The sequence below is a fragment of the Arthrobacter oryzae genome (genome assembly GCF_003634095.1).
Lineage (GTDB): Bacteria > Actinomycetota > Actinomycetes > Actinomycetales > Micrococcaceae > Arthrobacter > Arthrobacter oryzae.
On sequence record NZ_RBIR01000001.1, the window covers coordinates 804708 to 821911 of the forward strand.

The window sequence follows — 17204 nt, forward strand, 5'->3', positions numbered from 1 at the left end:
CGGTGTTCATTCGGAATCTAGAGGCCGTCGAGTGCTTCGAGGCGGCCGGAACGAACCGCGTCGGTGAAAGCCTGATAGTCCTGCTCGTTCTGCTCGGCGTAACGCTCGGAGAAATCGGTGATGGAGACGTCGAATTTGTCGCTCTTGCCCAGGTACGCCGCGATCGCGATCGGGTCGCCTGAGCGGGCGTGTGCCCGCGCCAGTGTCCAGCCGCATGCGGTGGCATAGAAGCCCATGCCGAGCGGTTTCATCGCTTCCACAACGGCGGAGCCCTTCATGTCGCGCAGTTGGCGCCAGTACAGGTACCGGTTGTCCTGCGCGCCCCGGGTCCAGCCCAGGAAGATGTCACTCGCTGCCTGCATCATCCGCTGCCCCTGCACCACGCGCTCGCCGGGCTGTTTGAACTTGCTCTTGGGCAGGTGATCCTCGAGCACTGACCTCGTGGCTTCCTTGACCTGCAGGAATAGCGGATCCTCTTGATCGCGCCCCTGGAGCAACGCGATGAACGCCCGCGTGCCGACGCTGCCGACGCCCACCACCTTGCGGGCGACGTCGATGATTTCGAAGCGCTCCAGCAGGTGGCGACGGTCATCCGGCAACGACGCCCGGTAGGACCGCAGCTGCTCATGAATCACCTGCTGAATCTCATCGGCAGACATGTCGAAGGACTCACCCAATTCCCTGGCGGGGATGACGATGGGCGGCTGGCTGACGATGCGGTATTTCCCGTCCACGAGCTCGCCTAGCTTGGAGAGTGCCTGCAGACTGTCCCGGGTGTGGGCCTTTGCGACGTTTGCCCGGGCAGTCTTTTCCATGCCTTGTGCCGCCTTCTTGAGGGCTTTCCCCTTCTGGGTGGACACGGCCAGATCGATGGTTTCCAGCAACTGTTCCTCGGACAGCTTCGCGTACCAGATGTCCAGGGTGCGCATCTGCGCGAATTGGGCCATCGCTTCGCGGTAGGACCGAACCGCCGTCAGGGTCACGTCGCGGGTCTCCTCCTTCGTGAAGGCGTTGTTCCGCGCCGCGATCGTGAAACTTGCTGACATGCGCTTGACGTCATATTCAAACGGTCCGGGAAGCGTCTCATCGAAGTCGTTCAAGTCGAACAGCAGCGTCCGCTCCGGCGAGGCAAACACGCCGAAATTGGACAGGTGCGCGTCCCCGCACAACTGGGACACGAGGCCGGCCCGCGGCGTGTCCTTCAGGTCGGCCGCCATGATTTTGGCGGCACCCCGGTAGAACGTGAAGGGCGAGACCATCATCCGGCCGTGCCGCACCGGCACGAGGTCCTGTTCGCGGGTGAGGTTCTGTTCCTCCAGAAGCGCGACCGGATCAGGACGGTCCGGGGCCGGAGTCCAGCCGGTGTGGCTGGAGACCGGAGTCTTCTTCCGGTACCCCTTGCCCTTCTCCGCCCGTTCCTCCACGCTCAGGTGCTTGACTTTGGTCTCGGCCATGCTCGGTGACCTCCCTTTGACGTCAGGAGCCGCCACCGGCACGAATTGCCTGGGTCAGCCCTGTTGTGCGCGCGAACGCGCCTTGGGTCGAGCTAATGCGATTGTGGCCCCGAACCGGCTCCTCGTCAACGCGTTGGCGGTGTCCTTCAGGCGCCCGCTAACGGATGCCCGCGGCCGTCCGTTCCGACGGCCCATGGCTGGCGATCGGTTCATCCCGTTCGGGTGATGTCTCCCCGGGCGGTGTCGGGCTACGTTGCAGAAGAGTCCTGGTGATCCGTTCGCGACGCCCGCTCGAGATACAAACCCCGCAACCAGATGGAGACACGACCATGGCCGAAGAAGAAGCACCCGTCCTTGACGCCCTCGCCGACATCACAGCGGTATCACTCGAACGCTCCATGTTGGAACCCCGCGAATTGATGCTGGCCCGCATCGCGGCGCTCGCAGCCGTTGATGCTCCGGCCGCCTCCTACCTGCTGAACGCCGGTACCGCCGTGGACGTCGGGATCACTCTGGAAGATGTTCAGGGGGTTCTCATCGCCGTGGCTCCCATAGTCGGCACTCCCCGGATCGTGGCGGCGGCCGGCAACCTCGCCAGCGCGCTGGGATTCGCCCTCGAGATGGCCGAGGCGGAACTCGAAGCGGAAGCCGAAGGCTGAGCGAGCGGTCGCCCGGAGTGGCGGAGTCGCTTGGAGTGGGCGGGAGTCGCCTGGGGTGGCGTCCGGCCGCGGCGGGACAGGCACAGTTCCTAACTGCCTCTGGTAGCTGCCTCCGGCCCGGCTCCCGCCGCGGGTTGCTCGCGGAAAGGCGGAGCGGGCGGTAGCGTTTGCATGGAACCGCGCGTGACGGCGTCGGCAGCCCGCTGCATCGAACACGATGCTCTGATCAGAGGCGACCATGAACAAAAACCGCCTGGAGGCGTTCAGCGATGGCGTGCTGGCCATCGTGATCACCATTATGGTGCTTGAACTTCATGTTCCGGCCGAACCCACGTGGGCGGCACTGCTCCATGAGCTTCCGACGTTGCTCAGTTACGTGCTGAGCTTCGTCTACGTCGGGATCTACTGGAACAACCATCACCACATGCTGCATTTGGCGGGCAGGATCAACGGCAGTGTTCTGTGGGCCAACCTGCATCTGCTGTTCTGGCTGTCCCTCATCCCTTTCACGACGCGGTGGATCAACGACACGGGCCTGGCGGAAGTGCCCGTCCTGGTTTACGGCCTGGACCTGCTGCTCGCCGCAATTGCCTATTACATCCTCAAGCTGGCCCTGATCCGCCAGCAGGGCCGGGGCGGCGCACTGGATGCGGCCATGGGGCAGGACTGGAAGGGCAAGGGCTCCCCCGTCCTGTACATCGCCGGGATGGGGCTGAGCCTGGTGAACCCGTTTCTGGGCATCGCCGCGTATACAGTGGTCGCGGCGATCTGGCTCATCCCTGACCGGCGCGTGGAACGCTTCATCGCCCACACCTGAGCACCACCAGCGGTCACTGCGCGCCGCTTTGGTCCAGTCCTGCCTTCAGGAACTCCAAACGGGCCGGGACTCGTTGGCGGGGCTCATTCCCGCAGATAGGTGGCGCAGATAGGTGGCGCAGATAGGTGGCGCTGTTCGTTGACGCGGTTCGTTGACGCTGTTCAGCCGCGCGGCCGCAGACGGGCATTGGGCAGCGCCGGGGCCGGGAGGGCCGCAGGCTCCCCGGTAGGAAACGGGCCGAACCACAGGTCCGGGCCGTCACCGGCCGCGTCGGTGGCTCGCGACGCCGGGCCTGAGACGTCCGCCCCGCCGTCCGCCCCGCCGTCGTCGGCGCCGATTTCGGCCTGCCACCTGGTCCGGTACGCGACGATCTCATCGTGGCTGCGCCCCACGAAGTTCCACCACATCACGATTTTTTCGCCCAGGGGCTCTCCGCCGATCAGGAGGACACGTGCACCGGTGCTGCCCGCGACCAGAGTCAGGGACCCGTGGCCGACCGGCAGGTACGCGAGGTTATTCTGCGGGACGGGATGTTCGTCCAGGATCAGGGTGCCCGAGTCCAGCAGCAGCCCATGTTCAAAGGACGCATCCGTTGCGAGCGTCAGTTCCGCCCCTGCCTCAAGGAGGAGTTCTGCCCCCAGCAGGGGCGTGTGGGTGGTGACCGGGGAGACGGACCCGGCGAGCGTGCCCAGGAAGACGCGCATCGTCCATCCGTTTCCGCTGACCGGTTCCGGACGGTAGTGCTCGAAGGTGGGCGCCATGTGCCGGGCGGTGTCCGGCAGCGCCACCCACAGCTGCGCGCCGTGCAGGACGGTCGTGTCCGGGGTGGAGAATTCCGAGTGGCTGATGCCGCGGCCGGCGGTCATGAGGTTCACTTCCCCGGGCCGCACCGCGGCATGGAAACCGGCCGAGTCCCGGTGCTCGATCTCCCCCGTGAACAGCCAGCTCACGGTCTGCAGCCCCGTGTGCGGGTGGCGCGGGACTTTCATGCCGCCGGATTCGCCGACCCGGTCCGGTCCGTAGTGGTCAAGGAAGCACCAGGCGCCGATGAGGCTTCGCTGGCGCTGCGGAAGGGTGCGCCGCACGTCCATCGCGCGCGGACCGCCCAGCGGGACCTGACGCGGAACCAGGAGTTCGACGCCGGTGCAGGTTCCGTCCGTTTCACAGAGGATTTCCTCGGGGGCAACTTCGGTATTGCTCATGATGACAGCCTAGTATCGTGCGCCCCGCGGGTCAGCTGCCGGAGCCGTCGGGCAGCGTGGCAACTCAGAGCCGGGGCCGCCGGTCAGAGCCATGCCGAGCGCCGCAACGGCGGTTCCTCGCCGCCCGGACGTTGGACCAGGACCTGGTTCACGCCCGTGATGCCCGATTCGAAGCCGAGGGCGCTCGCGGCCATGTAGAGCCGCCAGACCCGGGCGCGTCCAACGCCGGCGAGGCGCACTGCCTCGTCCCAGTGCTCCTCAAGGTTCCGCACCCAGGCCCGGAGCGTCAGCGCATAGTGGCGCCGCAAGGCCTCGACGTCCAGGACTTCCAGGTCCGCCGCTTCGAGTGCCGCGACCATGTCGGCGAGGCTGAGCATCTCGCCGTCCGGGAAGACATATCGGGGTATGAAGGAATCCGGATCCGGTGCGGTGGTTCCGGCGTTCCAGGAGATCGCGTGGTTGAGCAGCCGGCCTCCCGGACGGAGCAATCCCTGCAGCCGGGCAGTGTAGTGCTGGATCTGCTCGCGTCCCACGTGCTCGGACATGCCGATGGAACTGATCGCGTCATACGGACCGTCGTCCACGTCGCGGTAGTCCTGCACCCGGATTTCCACCCGATCGGTCAGTCCGGCATCTGCCGCGCGTTTGCGGGCCAGGGCGGCCTGTTCGACCGACAGCGTCACCCCGACGACGTCGGCCCCATAGTTCCGCGCGGCGTGCAGGGCAAAGCTGCCCCAGCCGCACCCCACGTCCAGCACGCGCATGCCGGGCTTGAGCCCGAGCTTGCGGCAGACCAGATCGAGTTTGGCTGTCTGGGCCGCGTCAAGCCCCGTCTCCTCCGACTCCCAGACCGCGCAGGAGTAAACCATGGACGGCCCCAGGACGAGCGCGTAGAAGTCGTTCCCGACGTCGTAATGATGGGAGATGGCCGCGGCGTCGCGCCCCTTGGAATGGCGCCGCCCGTGCCGGCCGACGCGGGCCTCCTCCGGCGGCGGCGCAGGATTCGGTCCCAGCGCGCCGAGCCGGACGGCGGTCCTGAGCAGAGCAAACACTTCGCCGGCAGTCGGCGGCCGGAACGGGCCGGGCTCGGCGAATTTCCCGGCCGAGCTGAGTGCCGAGAAGGCGTCGAAAATGTCACCGGGCGCGTCAACCTCGCCGGCCACGTAGGCGCGGCTGAGTCCGAGCTGCCCGGGCGACCACAGCATCCGGCGAAGGGCCCGCCGGGACCGGAAAACAACAACCGGTGCATCTGCCGGGCCCGCTTCCGTGCCGTCCCACGCCCGCAGCCGCAGGGGAATCCCGTCGGTGCCAAGAACGACTGCCAATGCGTCGGCAAGCCGTGATGCCGCTGTCGCGGATTTTGCCATGTCCCGTGCCTCGTTTCCGGTGTCTCGTTTCCGGTGGTGCGGGCCGCGCGCCCGCCAGCACAAATCTAAGGGCTAGGCGTGCCCTGAAACCAGAGCGGAGGCCCTGTTTACCCGTTGTTGACTGCCCGGAGGCGGACGACTCTGGCGCTCCAGGGCTCCCGTGCCTATCGTGTGTCCTATGTCTGAGTCTTTCTCGTCCCTCGTGGACACGTTCAAGAATGTGGGAGTGTCCAGGGCGTACGGACCCGCCGTGATGGTCGCCGGGGAAGAGATCATCCCCGTGGCGGTGGTGTCGTTCGGATTCGGCGGGGGCAGCGCCCCCGAAGACGGCCAGCCCGGCGCCGGCGGAAGCGGCGGAGGCGGCGGGGGTTTCGTGCTGCCCCTCGGTGTCTATGCCAAGGGTCCCTCCGGGCGCATGATGTTCCGGCCTAATGCTGTGGTGGCGCTTGTAGCCCTGGCTCCGCTGGTGTGTGCCGTAGGCGTGTCGATCCGCGGCATCCTTCGGGCTGTTCACTCCCGCGGCTAGCCGCAATCAGTCAGCCGGTGCTTCGGGCACGGCTGGGCTGCACCCGCGAGGGCTCTCCCGGCATCTTCGGGAAGTCCGGCGGGAACGGCAGCTCCCCCAGCCCTGCCTCGAGGTCCCTCTCCCACCATTCCAGGAGGAGATCGACGGAGCCGGCACTCGCATGCATTTCGGCCCACGGATCACCGGCCGCTTTGAGCCGCTCGGGCACGGTGCGGATGGTGAAGGTGTTCGGATCGGCGGTCCCGAGCTCGTCCCAGCGGATCGGGCACGAGACGGTCGCGTTCGCGAGGGCCCTCGGGCTGTAGGCCCCGGCCATCGTGCGGTCACGGTTCGCCTGGTTGAAGTCGACGAAGATACGGGCACCGCGTTCTTCCTTCCACCAGGCCGTGGTGACCTTCTCTGGCATGCGGCGTTCGAGTTCACGCGCTGCGGCAATGACTGCGTGGCGCACGTCCAGGAACTCCCGGGCGGGCTCAACCGGGGCAAAGACGTGCAGTCCCCGGCTGCCCGAGGTTTTGATGAAGGATTCAAGGCCGGCCTCGGCGAGTACGCGCCGCAGCTCCCGCGCAACCGGGACGGCGTCCGCGAATCCGGTTCCGGGCTGCGGGTCGAGGTCAATCCTGAGCTCATCCGGATTGTCCGGATTGTCGGCCCGGGACGCCCAGGGGTGGAACACGACGGTATTCATCTGGACCGCCCACACGGCGGCGGCGATTTCGTCGATGACCAGCTGCGGATGCGAGCGCCCGCTGGGGTAGACGACGGCGACCGAGCGGACAAAGTCCGGAGCACCTTTGGGCGGGTTCTTGGAGAAGAACTGCTCCCCGTCCACCGTGTCCTTGAACCGCTGGAGCGTCACCGGCCGCCCGCCATTCGCGGCCAGGAAGGCGTCGCCCACATCCACGATGTACCGGGCCAGGTCCAGCTTGGTCAGTCCCTGAGCGGGCCAGATGACCCTTCCCGGACTCGACACCCTCAACTCCCGGTCGCCCTGCGGACCGCTGACGGTGAGGTGCGTTTCTTCCCTGGCCATGGGGACAACGTACTCCCGTGTCCCGGGCAATTGAAGAGCGCGGGCGCACAGCAACCGCCGGACGGACTCGTCGGCGTAACGCAGAAGCGGAACAATCCGTGACCCGGCATGATGGATGCATGACCACCTCCGAGTCCCCGATCACCATCGACGTCGGTGATGCTGCGGTCTCCGGCGCGTTCGCCGAACCCGACGGCGCATTTGCCACCTTGGTTGTTGCCCACGGTGCCGGCGCGGGCATGGACCACCAGTTCCTGACGGGCTTCACCCGGGCCCTGAATGCTCTGGGCGTGGCCACCCTGCGGTTCAATTTCCCCTATCGGGAGGCCGGGAAGAAGTTCCCGGACCGGCCCCCGGCCGCAATTGCCGCCTGGCGGGCCGCACTGGATGCCGCCGCGGCCCGGTCCGGCGGAAGGCCGCTGTGGGCCGCCGGAAAGTCGTTCGGCGGCCGCATGGCCTCAATGGCGGTGGCGGAGGGCATGCCGGCCGCCGGCCTGGTCTATCTGGGCTATCCGCTGCACCCGCCGGGGAAACCCGAGAAAATTCGTGATGCGCACCTCTACGGACTGACCGTGCCGATGCTTTTCCTGCAGGGCACGCGGGACCCGTTTGCCACACCGGACCTGCTGGAGGCTGTGGCGGCCAGGATCGGGCCGGCCGCGACCGTCCAGTGGCGCGAGGGCGGCGACCATTCCTTTGCGGTCGCCGGCCTCAAGCGTGACGCCGACGAGGTGGGCGCGTCTCTGGCGGCCAGTGTTGCCGAGTTCCTCAAAACGCATGGCAAAAGTCCCGCCGGGCTGGCCTCCTAGCCTCCTAGCCTCCTAGCCTCCTAGCCAACGTTCCCGAACCGCCCGGCCCCGTGGCGCACATGCGCTTCAATGGCGTCGGCGGCAGCCGCGGACCCTCCCGCGTTGCGGACGATGTCGCTCATCGCGGCCACGTTCCGCCGGACCTGCGCGTCGGCATGGAGGGCGTCCACTCCGGCCCGCAGGGCTTCCGGTGTGACTTCCTCTGCGGCCAGGCGCCGGCCCAGGCCCAGTTCTTCGAGCCGGCGGGCGGTGGCCGCCTGCTCCGGCTGCTGCGGCACAGCCAGCATGGGGACGGCGAAATAGAGCGCCTCCATGGTCGAATTCATGCCCGCGTGGGTGATGAACACAGCTGCCTGGCGGAGGACCTGCAGTTGGGGAAAGAAGGGCCGGATCCTGACGTTCGGCGCGATGGTCCCCAGGTCTGCCACGCTGGTCTGTTCGCCGACCGCCATGGCAACGTCCCAGCCGCCCCCGCCGAAGGCGTCCAGGCACATCTTGAAGAAGTCCGGCTGGCAGTTCAGCGGAGTGGTTCCCAGCGAAATGAAGAGCAGCGGGCCCGTTCCCTCACGAATCCACTCGCCGTCGTCGTCCCGGCCGCCCACGCTCGGCCCGACAAACCGGAACCGGTCATCGAATGTCTCCCCCATGGGCTGGAACTCGCGGGGAATGAACACGATGTTGAACGGTGCCGGCGGACCGTCGAACATCCGCGGCGTCCGCACACCCTGCTCGGCCGCGAACTCCGCGAGCAGCCGGCCCATGGCCATCCTGACCTTGGCCATCTCATCGGCGCTCCCGGGTGGCGGGGCAGGCATGAGTGTCCGCAGCGAGAAATGTTCATTCGTGGCGTAGGTGGGCAGGAGGGCAATGGCCGGGGCGCCGATCTTCTCGGCCGCCATGCTGCCGCTGAGCGTCATCGCGTCGAAGCAGACAGCATCCGGCGGGTCCTGCCGCAGCAGCTCGACCAGGGCGGGAAAGCTGGACCTGATGTCCTCGAACACCTTGGTCATGATCGGCAGCATCACGTGCGCCGGCGGCCGCTGGCCGCCCCCCAGTCCTGGCAGTGACGCCAGCCAGTTGCCGCCGGACGCTCGAAAAGCAGCGCCGGCGCGGCGGATCCGCGGTTCGAAGTCCGTCGAGGTGAAGTAGGTGACCCGGTGCCCCCGGCTGACAAGTTCCGCCACCAGCGGCAGGGTCGGGTTGACGTGTCCGTAGGCCGGAATGGAGACGAACGCAAAGTGCATGGCCATCACTCTTCATCGCTGGGCTATGTCCCGCTTGGCCGGCGTCCAGGGGTCCCCGGCGGTCCGCCGGCGTCGTCCATCTTCATCATGCCCCCGTTGCCCGGGCGGCGCGAGTGCCAGTCGGTGGTATCAGCTCCGGGGCTTGGTCCGGGCTGTCGCGGGCGCCGTCCAGGGGTCTTCGGGCCAGGGGTGCTTGGGATAACGGCCGCGCATTTCGGCCCGGACCTGAGCGTAGGGTCCGGACCAGAATGAGGCGAGGTCGTCCGTCACAGCGAGGGGGCGGCGCGCCGGGGAGAGCAGGTGGAACAGGACTGGCACGCGTCCGTCTGCCAGCCGAGGCGTGTCGGCCCAGCCGAAGCACTCCTGCAGTTTGACGGCAACGACGGGCCGTCCGCCGGCGTCGGCGGCGTCCGGGTAGTCGATCCGGATTCTGGATCCGCTGGGGACCGCGAGGTGCTCCGGCGCCAGTTCGCCCAGCCTGGCCGCCTCGGGCCAAGGCAACAGCCGGCTCAGCGGGCCGGCGAGGTCGATCCCGCCGGTGGAAGCACCGCCGGCCAGGGTGCCGAGCTCCGGGGCCAGCCATTCGTCGAGCCGGGCCAGCAGCGCCGCTTCGGAGACGTCCGGCCAGGGCGCACCCAGTTCCCGGTGCAGGAGCGCCAGACGGCGGCGCAGGGCCTCCGCCGGCGTCGACCATCCGATGGTCGCCAGCCCCTCGCTTGCCAGGGCGCGTGCCACCGCGGCACGGCCCTCCTCCGCCGGAGGCCGTACGGGGGTGGACGAGAGCACGATCGCGCCGAGGCGGCGCTCCTGCCGGGCCGAGACGCGGCCTTGGCTGAACCGCGCCTCCAGCGTTTCGCTCAGGAGGTGCCGGGCGGCGGCTTCGGCGGTGTCCGCCATCAGCGGTGCGGCAGAGCGGATGACGGCGCCGGTCCCGGCGGCGTCGCGGCCCCGGGCGCGCGATACTTCGGCCACGCCCAGCCACTCGTGCCCGGACAGGGGGCTGCCGGCCGGTAACCCGGCCCGCGTTCCGGATGTGAGCAGATACTGGGCCGGGCCCTCGCCGGGAACCCGGCGCGCCACACGGTCCGGGAAAGCCAGTGCGACGACGAAGCCGATCGCCTCTGCGGCGCGCACGGTTCCGGCGGTCTTGGACGGCGCGACGCCGGACGCCTCCTGGCGGGCGATCCCCTCCATCCGCCGGACATCCTCCGTCCAGCGCCGGGACCCGGGATCCCGCCCGGTCCTCAACGCGGCCACCAGGCGCGTGAGGTCCGCGCCGGGGGCACGCTGGTCTCCCGAGACCAGCGCCACGGCCTCGGCCGCGGTGCGGTGCCCCACGGTCGCGGCCCCGTCAAGCAGGGCGCGGGCCAGCCGCGGGTCCGTCGGGACCCGGGCCAGGATCTTGCCCAGTTCCGTGGCGTGGCCGTCCGGCGTTACGGCGCCAAGATCGCGCAGCACTTCAACGGCTTCCTCCATGGCGGCGGCCGGCGGCGCGTCCGGCAGGCTGAGCCCCCGGCCGGCGGGAGCTCCCCAACACGCCAGGATCAAGGCGGCGCCGGTCAGGTCCGCCGCCGCAATCTCCGGAGTCTGGTGGGCCGGAGCGGCACCGAAGGCCCTCTGGTCATAGCAGCGAATCACCCTGCCCGGGCCCTGGCGTGCGGCCCGGCCTGCCCGCTGGTCCGCGGACGCCCGGGAGCAGGACACCGTGACGAGTCCGGACATGCCGCGGCTGGAATCGCGTCGCGGCTCGCGCGATAGCCCGGAGTCGATGACCAGCCGGACGCCCGGCACCGTGAGGGAGGACTCGGCGAGCGCCGTCGAAACGATGATCCGCGCCGTTGCGCCGGGCTGGCGCCCGGAGATGGCGCGGTCCTGCTCCGCCGGGCTGACCTGGCCGTGGAGCTCCAGGACGTCGGCCTGGCTCCGGCCCCGTAGCCTTGCGGCAACGTAGGAGACCTCCCACGCGCCGGGGACGAACACCAGGGCATCGAGATCCTGCCCGGCGGCCAGAGCGGCGGCGTGCCCCGCCGCTGCAGTGTCGGCCACGTGGTCCAGGAAGGCCCGGGTCACGCCGCGTTCATCGAGCCGCGGAGCCGCCGCGGGGGTCCACTCCAGGTCCAGGGGGAACAGTGCTGAGGGGCAGTCGATTACCGGCGCCGGGCTGCCGGCGTCGTCAATTCCAGCCGCGTCCCCGATCAGCGCGGCAAATCGGGGTGCATCGAGGGTCGCCGACATGGCGACGAGCCTCAGGTCCCCGCGAAGTTGGCGGACTTCGGCGAGCATGCCGACGAGGAGATCGGTCTCCAGACCGCGTTCGTGAACCTCATCGAGGATCACGGCATCGGTGCCTTCAAGCCCCGGGTCCGCGAGGAGGCGGCGCAGCAGGATCCCCGGGGTCACGAACTCGACCACGGTACCGGGGCCGCTCTGGCGTTCGCCGCGGACCGTGTAGCCCACGCGGTCCCCGACCCGGCTGGAGTCGAGGGCGGCCAGGCGACGCGCGGCCGAGCGGACGGCGACGCGGCGCGGCTGGGTGACGACAATGCTCGGACGTCCGGAACTCCCGCCCGCAGCGATGTTCGCGAGCAGCGGAGGCACCAGGGTCGTCTTGCCCGTCCCCGGCGGAGCCTGCACCACTGTTGAGGCCCCGGCGCCCCGCTGCAGTGCCGCCGCCAGGTCCGTCAGGGAGTCCGCAAACGTCAGGCCGGCGCCGATGGCGCGGAGGTCGAAGAGTCCTTTGGCGCAGGCAGGGTCCAGGGGTGTGGTCGCGGAAGTCACGCCTCCATTGTCTCCGGTATTCGATCCCGGCTGCGTCCGCCGGTGCATCGGGTGCCCGGATGCCCCGGACGGGTGCCGTCCCGTCTTCTTTCGCGGGGCGTGCCCGGGTCTACACGCGCGCGCGAAGGAGCGTCTGCCCGCTGGCGACAGCGCGGATTTCGACCCGGCGGATGTCAGCCACCGGGACATCTGTGGTCGCAGTCGGCGCGGCCACCGTGCCTGGTGTCGCCGTCCACGTGGCCACCTGCGTGGCGACCCCTGTGGAGTCAACAACCACCAATCCATACGCCTCCGCGGTCCGGGGACCGCCCGGCGCCGCCTGGGGCGGGAGCTCAACCGGGGACACGGTGTAGGTGCACTCCCAGTCGATGCGCGTTCCCCACGGCTGCCGGGTCAGGGAACCCTTGGCAACCAGTGCGCTGTCGACTACTGGGGTGAAGTTCAGCATCACCTCTGATGCCGGCTGCGTCTGCGCAGCCGGCGGGGCGGGGGATGTGACCGCAACTGCGACAGCACCCGACGCGGCAGCGGCTCCCAGCACCAGTCCGGTGACGGCCAGGCGCGCACGGCGCCGCCCCCGCTGGGCCCTTTTCGCAAGCCCCGGGAGCAGTCCTTGCGGCGGCCTCCCCGCGTCGGAGCGGCCGAGGGCCTGTGCCTCCTCGGGTGAAAGAACGGCCAGCAACGACGGGAGTCCGGCAAGCTCGCCCACGGCTGCCCTGCAGGCGGCGCAACCGGAGAGGTGTTCCTCGAACTCATGACGCTCGGAGGACACCAGGGACCCCAGCACATAGGCGGCATCCCAGCTGCGGTATCGATCGATTCCGGTGTGGCTCATGGAGTTACGCCTCCTTCCTGCAAGGCCAGCCGCAGAGCTCGCAGCGCGTAGTGCAGGCGGGACTTCACCGTTCCCTCCGCCAGTTGCAGGCTTTGCGCGATCTCGGCCGTTGTTTCCCGGCGGTAGTACGAGTGGATAATGACGGCTCGGTGTTCGGCCGATAGTCCGGCCAGGGCGTCCGCTACGAGCCACTCATCGAGGATCCTGTCGACCCGGTCCGCCTCTGGAATCTCCGGGAGCTCGTCGCCCCGGGTCTCGTGCCGGCGACGGGCGCTGCGCCGGTCATCAATGACCAGGTTGCGGGCCACCGTATAAAGCCAGGCCTTCACCGCAGCGTCCGGGCGTTGCAGAATCGCCGGGTGTTGCCAGGCGCGGATCAGTGTTTCCTGCACGACGTCGTCGGCCACTGTGCTGTCACCGGTCATTCTCATGACGAACCGCCATAGCGCCGGACCGTAGGCCTGGTGCAGCGAGCGCAACAGTTCGGCCTCCTGATCGGACATGTCCGCCTCCTTGCATGTACTACGACGCCGGCCGGTTTTCAGTTCACTGCCCTCAAACCCTTGCGTGCGGAAACCGGGGTCCGGGTTGAACCTCTGGGCGGCCGGGACCGTTCTAGGAACAGCCCGGCCGCGGAAGGCCGGCCTTCCCCCAGGAGCCCCCTATGAAGATTTCCCGCCGGGCGTATGCTGCCGCCGCGCTGGGCACGACGCTATTGCTCGGGGCCTGCTTTGCCGGGCACCCGGCAGTGCCGGCCTCTCCCCCTCTCCCTGCCCTTGTGACGCCGGCGAAGGCGAAGGCCGGCCCGTCGACGTCGCCTTCGACGCCACCCACGGGCACCGTCCGCCATAACGCCAACGGAGCCCGGCAGCCCGTGCCGGCACCGGCGGTGCCCGCCCAGCGGCTCGTGCCGGCAGCGCCCGCGCCGGCTCCCATCGTGCGGGCCCCGGCGCACAATGCTCCAGCCCCGGCGGTCCGACCGGTGCCTCCGGCGCCGCGCCGCGTCCTTCCGCTGGCGGTCCCGGCTCCACAACCCATGGTCCCGCCGCCCGCCCGGGTATCTCGCGGAAACGATCATGATGCCGACAACAACGGAGGGCCGGACGACGGTGACGGCAACAGGTAGGACTACACGGTCCCTTCGATGCCGCAGACAGGCGATGGTGCTCGCCGGGCTGCTGGGAGCCACGGCCGTGATGGTCAGCGGCGGCTGCGCCCGGCCCGTGAACCGCACACCAGCGGTGTCTCCGTCCGGCGCAGTGCCGTTCGGCTGGTTTCGCGCCGGCCCGGCTCCGGCAGGGTGGCAGTCCTTGGAACTTCCCGGTGGGACAGCAGTGCTATCCGTCCCGCCCGATGCAGCTCCAATTCCCGGGGACCCTGGCACCGTGTCCGCACGGGTCACTGGCCCGAGAAGTGAACTCAGGATCTATTTCAACGCCACACCGCAAGAAGGCGGGGAGTCGCTGTCCAACTGGGCCGGGTTTCGGCTCGCCCACCTCACCGGCGAGCACGCCGCATCCGCCACCCGACTGGCGAACCGTTCCGGAATGCCGTTCCGGGGCGGCACCGGTTCCTGCGTCGAGGACACGTACGTAACGCGCATAGGCGCGCACAAGTACCGCGAAATGGCCTGCCTTGTGACGGGAAGCAGGGGTGGCAGCGTGGTGGTGGTCGCCGCGCCCGCCGATTCCTGGGACCGTATCGGTGCCGAAGTGGAGCAAGCCGTGGACGCCTACGTGGCCGAATAGGGTGGCCGCCTTCGACGGCCGCTCGGCACTCGGATTCGGCCGCATAAATTCTGTCGGTTGGATTCGCGGTTGGATAAGACGGGTTGGACAAGACGGGTTGGATAAGACTCAGCGAAGACGGGAGACTGGATCATCTCGATCACGAAAGTGGGAACCACATGATCAACCTCAAGCAGGATGCCGACGGCTTCATCCGCATGCCCCGGCATTTTCCCGACACGGCGCTCATCACCATCACGTTCACCGACGGCTCTGCGCAGGTGTTTTCCGGACGCCGGCTCAACGGCATCTATGACGAGGCGCTTGCCGCTTTCCGGGCGCAGAATCATTTGGACGCCAAGGGATATTCGCGGGCCCCCAGGAAGACGGTTCACGCGGCGAACAAAATCGACTTTGTTCCGGTGCAGGCAGGAATGGCCCCTTAGGCCGGCCTCCTGCGCGAGTCCGTCCGGCGCTAAGCGCCGGACGGTTCAGGCGGACGGTTCAGGCGACGCCGATCGCGCCTGCCGCGTGCGCCGGGCGCCGGAGGGCTCTGGCGCGGATGCGCAGATCATTGTCATGGACTCGGCGGTCGACGCCGGGCACCGGAGTGGCGGCTGCTTTGGGCCGCGGTGCTGCCGGGGTGGCTGTGGAGGACGCCGGGCACAGGTCACTGATCAGCCCCATTCCGGCGTATTCACGCACGGCGGTGATGCCGGCCACGGCCGCGGGCTTGTCCGCAAAAGCCTTGGATACTGCAAGGACTGCCCCGTCCGGAGCCCTAAGCCGGAACCTGAAGCAGGCGTCGGCGTCAACAAATAATTCAAACGTGCCGGCCATGACGATCCTCCCGAAATGCAGGCTGCCCTCCCGGACATCGTTGCCCGGAATGGCTGGGCAAGTGTCGCCGCCGCCCGCTGGTTTGGTCCTAATGGACTGACGAGACGCCGTCAGCCCATGGTAAAAGTTTCGCCGTGGCCTTGAAACGCTCACAAGGCCACGCACGTAAATCCTGGGTAAACAGCAACCAACCAGGCTGCAAGCGGACGCGTGGTTGCGCCCGCATGGACTGGTGGCTGTGCTTTTTTGGCGCGTATGCCGCGCCGGTGATCCGTCTGCCTCGCGCCCAGCACAGTGCCGTGCGCGGGGGCGTCACGGTACCGCCTACAAGGGCGGCCAATGGTCGCGGCAGTAGTCAACTCGGCTGGCGCCCGGGGATGCCGGCGGGATGGGCCGGTCCCAAGTGAGCGCGCCGGCGTCACTGCGATCGAAAGGCTCCTTCGACGTGATGCGGCCTGCATCGTCGGGTCGCCAGGTCGTGCTTGAATCGTTGGACAACGTACCCCCCATTGTTCTTTGCTGGAGACGCACCGGCTCGAATCACGGACCGCCATGCGCCTTACGCAACACTAGCCGTGGGGACCGACACGGAAACAGGGACTTAGGACCGTATTCAGGATCGTCGACCCCATCTAGCAGGAGCGCCGCCCCGGCTCGTCGGCGGGGCAGGACCATCCCACCCTTGACATGCCCCGCGGCGGAGTCTACGACTGGCCTTGTCCAGTACATCCACCAGCCTAGGAGTAACCATGCCCTATGGAGTCGTGCACTTCTTCCCGGGAGGCACTAAGGAGCAATACGAAGCGTCGCTTGCGGCGGTCCATCCAGGCGAGGGGCGCCTGCCGGAAGGCCAGATCTTCCACGCCGGCGGGTCGTCCGCGGGCGGGTGGACCATCATGGCCGTCCATGACTCGAAGGAGAGTTGGGAAAAGTTCCGGGACACGATCCTCATGCCCCGGATGCAGCAGGGAATTGAGGGCGGCTTCGCCTCGCCGCCCGAAGAGACGGTCATCGACCTCTACAAGGTCCTGCCGTAACGCCCCGCACTTCACGAAGGGCCTTCATACGGGTCCAGGACGCGCGGCGCACGGAGCAGGCCACCCGCCTTCGTCGAGCTGGTGGCTGAGGAGCCCGGAGAGGGTCCCGTCGGCCCGCGCGGGCAAGTAGGCGCACCCGTCCCATTGGCCGTCCCGGCCTCGCAACGCCAGCGAGGTGGCAGCAAGGCCGGGACGGCGGAGGGTGCAACCCCCGCCGTCCCCGGACAGGACCGTCTTGGGCCCGTCAGCGGCCTCCGTCACCCCTCCTCCGTCAGCCGGCCCCCGTCAGCGGGCTTCCGTCAGCCGGCTTGGGAGGAGGCTTTGGGACGGACCACCAGGACGGGGCACGGTGAGTGGCTGGCCACCTGGGCGGAGACCGAGCCGATGTGCAGGCCTGCGAAGCCGCCGTGGCCCCGGGAGCCGACCACCACCAGATCGGCTTCCCGCGCGGCCTTAAGAATGGCCGAGGCCGCCGAGTCGTTCCGGACGGTTAACTTCACCACGTTTACACCGGCCGCGGCCTGCGCGGCGTCCGCGCTGAGGGCTTCAGCCTGCTGTTCCGGAGAGTCCTCGGCCACGATTTCGCCGGCCGCCGTCTCCAGCAGCGCCGGATACCACGACATCGGCGCTTTGTTCCAGACCGTTACCACCCGAAGCTCGGCATCACGGTACTTGGACTCTTGAATGGCCCATTCCAGGGCGTCGCGCGATTGCTTCGAACCGTCAAATCCAACCACAATCACAAAGGGATCCGCATTTGTCATGGTTACAGAATTTCACCGCCGCATTGTGGCGCCTAGAGGCCTCTGGCCCCGTCCCCAAAAGAAACCCCCGGACTCAATTCGGTCCCCTGCCGGGTCCACCTGTGTCGGATAA

Annotated in this window: 17 protein-coding genes; 7 read left to right on the forward strand and 10 right to left on the reverse strand. The window is 68.4% G+C overall.

Annotated elements, in window-relative coordinates; all coding sequences use genetic code 11:
- Window positions 1-17: 17 nt before the first annotated feature.
- Entirely contained in the window at window positions 18-1454 is a 1437-nt protein-coding gene (locus C8D78_RS03765; RefSeq protein ID WP_120950493.1) for a DUF2252 domain-containing protein, read from the reverse strand.
- 329 nt (window positions 1455-1783) lie between these two features.
- On the opposite strand from C8D78_RS03765, the gene C8D78_RS03770 reads away from it, so the two are divergent.
- Both C8D78_RS03770 and C8D78_RS03775 read left to right on the forward strand, forming a co-directional pair.
- The gene (locus tag C8D78_RS03770) at window positions 1784-2113 is read left to right on the forward strand and encodes a carboxymuconolactone decarboxylase family protein (RefSeq protein ID WP_120950494.1); all 330 of its coding nucleotides are present in this window, start codon (window positions 1784-1786) and stop codon (window positions 2111-2113) included.
- Between the two features lie 238 nt (window positions 2114-2351).
- Entirely contained in the window at window positions 2352-2930 is a 579-nt protein-coding gene (locus C8D78_RS03775; protein WP_120950495.1) for a TMEM175 family protein, read from the forward strand.
- Window positions 2931-3091: 161 nt separating this feature from the next.
- Here C8D78_RS03775 and C8D78_RS03780 read toward each other — a convergent pair whose 3' ends face one another.
- A complete protein-coding gene (locus C8D78_RS03780) occupies window positions 3092-4132 on the reverse strand; it encodes a pirin family protein (RefSeq protein WP_120950496.1) in 1041 nt (346 codons plus the stop codon).
- An 83-nt stretch (window positions 4133-4215) separates the two neighbouring features.
- Window positions 4216-5499, reverse strand: a complete 1284-nt coding sequence (locus C8D78_RS03785; protein WP_120950497.1) for an SAM-dependent methyltransferase — start codon at window positions 5497-5499, stop codon at window positions 4216-4218.
- 178 nt (window positions 5500-5677) lie between these two features.
- Here C8D78_RS03785 and C8D78_RS03790 point away from each other — a divergent pair, with 178 nt between their 5' ends.
- Complete coding sequence (locus C8D78_RS03790; RefSeq protein ID WP_120950498.1) at window positions 5678-6025, forward strand: hypothetical protein; 348 nt, start codon at window positions 5678-5680, stop codon at window positions 6023-6025.
- Window positions 6026-6035: 10 nt separating this feature from the next.
- On the opposite strand, the gene ligD is transcribed toward C8D78_RS03790, so the two are convergent.
- A complete protein-coding gene (ligD, locus tag C8D78_RS03795) occupies window positions 6036-7058 on the reverse strand; it encodes a non-homologous end-joining DNA ligase (RefSeq protein WP_120950499.1) in 1023 nt (340 codons plus the stop codon).
- A 119-nt stretch (window positions 7059-7177) separates the two neighbouring features.
- Here ligD and C8D78_RS03800 point away from each other — a divergent pair, with 119 nt between their 5' ends.
- Window positions 7178-7867, forward strand: coding sequence for an alpha/beta hydrolase family protein (locus tag C8D78_RS03800; RefSeq protein WP_120950500.1), 690 nt, complete (start codon window positions 7178-7180; stop codon window positions 7865-7867).
- 20 nt (window positions 7868-7887) lie between these two features.
- Here C8D78_RS03800 and C8D78_RS03805 read toward each other — a convergent pair whose 3' ends face one another.
- The 4 genes from C8D78_RS03805 to C8D78_RS03820 all read right to left on the reverse strand — a co-directional run bounded on the left by C8D78_RS03805 (window position 7888) and on the right by C8D78_RS03820 (window position 13227).
- Window positions 7888-9111, reverse strand: a complete 1224-nt coding sequence (locus C8D78_RS03805; RefSeq protein WP_167467841.1) for a macrolide family glycosyltransferase — start codon at window positions 9109-9111, stop codon at window positions 7888-7890.
- 129 nt (window positions 9112-9240) lie between these two features.
- The gene (hrpB, locus tag C8D78_RS03810; RefSeq protein WP_244208225.1) at window positions 9241-11889 is read right to left on the reverse strand and encodes an ATP-dependent helicase HrpB; all 2649 of its coding nucleotides are present in this window, start codon (window positions 11887-11889) and stop codon (window positions 9241-9243) included.
- 109 nt (window positions 11890-11998) lie between these two features.
- On the reverse strand, window positions 11999-12724 hold the full coding sequence (locus C8D78_RS03815; protein ID WP_120950503.1) for an anti-sigma factor family protein: 726 nt from the start codon (window positions 12722-12724) through the stop codon (window positions 11999-12001).
- Window positions 12721-13227 (reverse strand): sigma-70 family RNA polymerase sigma factor, encoded by a 507-nt coding sequence (locus C8D78_RS03820; protein ID WP_120950504.1) that lies wholly within the window; start codon window positions 13225-13227, stop codon window positions 12721-12723. Before C8D78_RS03820 ends, C8D78_RS03815 begins: the two co-directional genes overlap by 4 nt.
- A gap of 882 nt (window positions 13228-14109) precedes the next feature.
- Between C8D78_RS03820 and C8D78_RS19655 the strand changes: the two genes are divergently transcribed.
- Together C8D78_RS19655 and C8D78_RS03835 are read left to right on the forward strand one after the other, a co-directional pair.
- Window positions 14110-14472 (forward strand): hypothetical protein, encoded by a 363-nt coding sequence (locus C8D78_RS19655; RefSeq protein WP_167467842.1) that lies wholly within the window; start codon window positions 14110-14112, stop codon window positions 14470-14472.
- A gap of 158 nt (window positions 14473-14630) precedes the next feature.
- On the forward strand, window positions 14631-14897 hold the full coding sequence (locus tag C8D78_RS03835) for a hypothetical protein (protein ID WP_120950507.1): 267 nt from the start codon (window positions 14631-14633) through the stop codon (window positions 14895-14897).
- 58 nt (window positions 14898-14955) lie between these two features.
- Here the strand turns inward: C8D78_RS03835 and C8D78_RS03840 are convergent, their stop codons facing one another.
- Window positions 14956-15291 carry a YegP family protein gene (locus tag C8D78_RS03840; protein WP_120950508.1) on the reverse strand — a complete coding sequence of 112 codons (336 nt, stop codon included), beginning with the start codon at window positions 15289-15291 and terminating at the stop codon, window positions 14956-14958.
- Window positions 15292-16040: 749 nt separating this feature from the next.
- On the opposite strand from C8D78_RS03840, the gene C8D78_RS03845 reads away from it, so the two are divergent.
- Window positions 16041-16328, forward strand: a complete 288-nt coding sequence (locus C8D78_RS03845; protein ID WP_120950509.1) for a hypothetical protein — start codon at window positions 16041-16043, stop codon at window positions 16326-16328.
- A 299-nt stretch (window positions 16329-16627) separates the two neighbouring features.
- Here C8D78_RS03845 and C8D78_RS03850 read toward each other — a convergent pair whose 3' ends face one another.
- Window positions 16628-17092: a universal stress protein gene (locus C8D78_RS03850; protein WP_120950510.1), complete on the reverse strand. Its 465-nt coding sequence runs from the start codon at window positions 17090-17092 to the stop codon at window positions 16628-16630.
- Between the last annotated feature and the right edge of the window lie 112 nt (window positions 17093-17204).

Excerpts from the sequence above, each read along its gene's own strand:
- C8D78_RS03820 (WP_120950504.1), bottom strand. The coding sequence starts at position 13,227 with ATGTCCGATCAGGAGGCCGAACTGTTGCGCTCGCTGCACCAGGCCTAC.
- C8D78_RS03785 (WP_120950497.1), bottom strand. The coding sequence starts at position 5,499 with ATGGCAAAATCCGCGACAGCGGCATCACGGCTTGCCGACGCATTGGCA.
- C8D78_RS03800 (WP_120950500.1), top strand. The coding sequence starts at position 7,178 with ATGACCACCTCCGAGTCCCCGATCACCATCGACGTCGGTGATGCTGCG.
- C8D78_RS03805 (WP_167467841.1), bottom strand. The coding sequence starts at position 9,111 with ATGCACTTTGCGTTCGTCTCCATTCCGGCCTACGGACACGTCAACCCG.
- C8D78_RS03775 (WP_120950495.1), top strand. The coding sequence starts at position 2,352 with ATGAACAAAAACCGCCTGGAGGCGTTCAGCGATGGCGTGCTGGCCATC.
- C8D78_RS03765 (WP_120950493.1), bottom strand. The coding sequence starts at position 1,454 with ATGGCCGAGACCAAAGTCAAGCACCTGAGCGTGGAGGAACGGGCGGAG.
- C8D78_RS03815 (WP_120950503.1), bottom strand. The coding sequence starts at position 12,724 with ATGAGCCACACCGGAATCGATCGATACCGCAGCTGGGATGCCGCCTAT.
- C8D78_RS03845 (WP_120950509.1), top strand. The coding sequence starts at position 16,041 with ATGCCCTATGGAGTCGTGCACTTCTTCCCGGGAGGCACTAAGGAGCAA.
- ligD (WP_120950499.1), bottom strand. The coding sequence starts at position 7,058 with ATGGCCAGGGAAGAAACGCACCTCACCGTCAGCGGTCCGCAGGGCGAC.
- C8D78_RS03840 (WP_120950508.1), bottom strand. The coding sequence starts at position 15,291 with ATGGCCGGCACGTTTGAATTATTTGTTGACGCCGACGCCTGCTTCAGG.
- C8D78_RS03835 (WP_120950507.1), top strand. The coding sequence starts at position 14,631 with ATGATCAACCTCAAGCAGGATGCCGACGGCTTCATCCGCATGCCCCGG.
- C8D78_RS03770 (WP_120950494.1), top strand. The coding sequence starts at position 1,784 with ATGGCCGAAGAAGAAGCACCCGTCCTTGACGCCCTCGCCGACATCACA.
- C8D78_RS03850 (WP_120950510.1), bottom strand. The coding sequence starts at position 17,092 with ATGACAAATGCGGATCCCTTTGTGATTGTGGTTGGATTTGACGGTTCG.
- C8D78_RS03780 (WP_120950496.1), bottom strand. The coding sequence starts at position 4,132 with ATGAGCAATACCGAAGTTGCCCCCGAGGAAATCCTCTGTGAAACGGAC.
- C8D78_RS03790 (WP_120950498.1), top strand. The coding sequence starts at position 5,678 with ATGTCTGAGTCTTTCTCGTCCCTCGTGGACACGTTCAAGAATGTGGGA.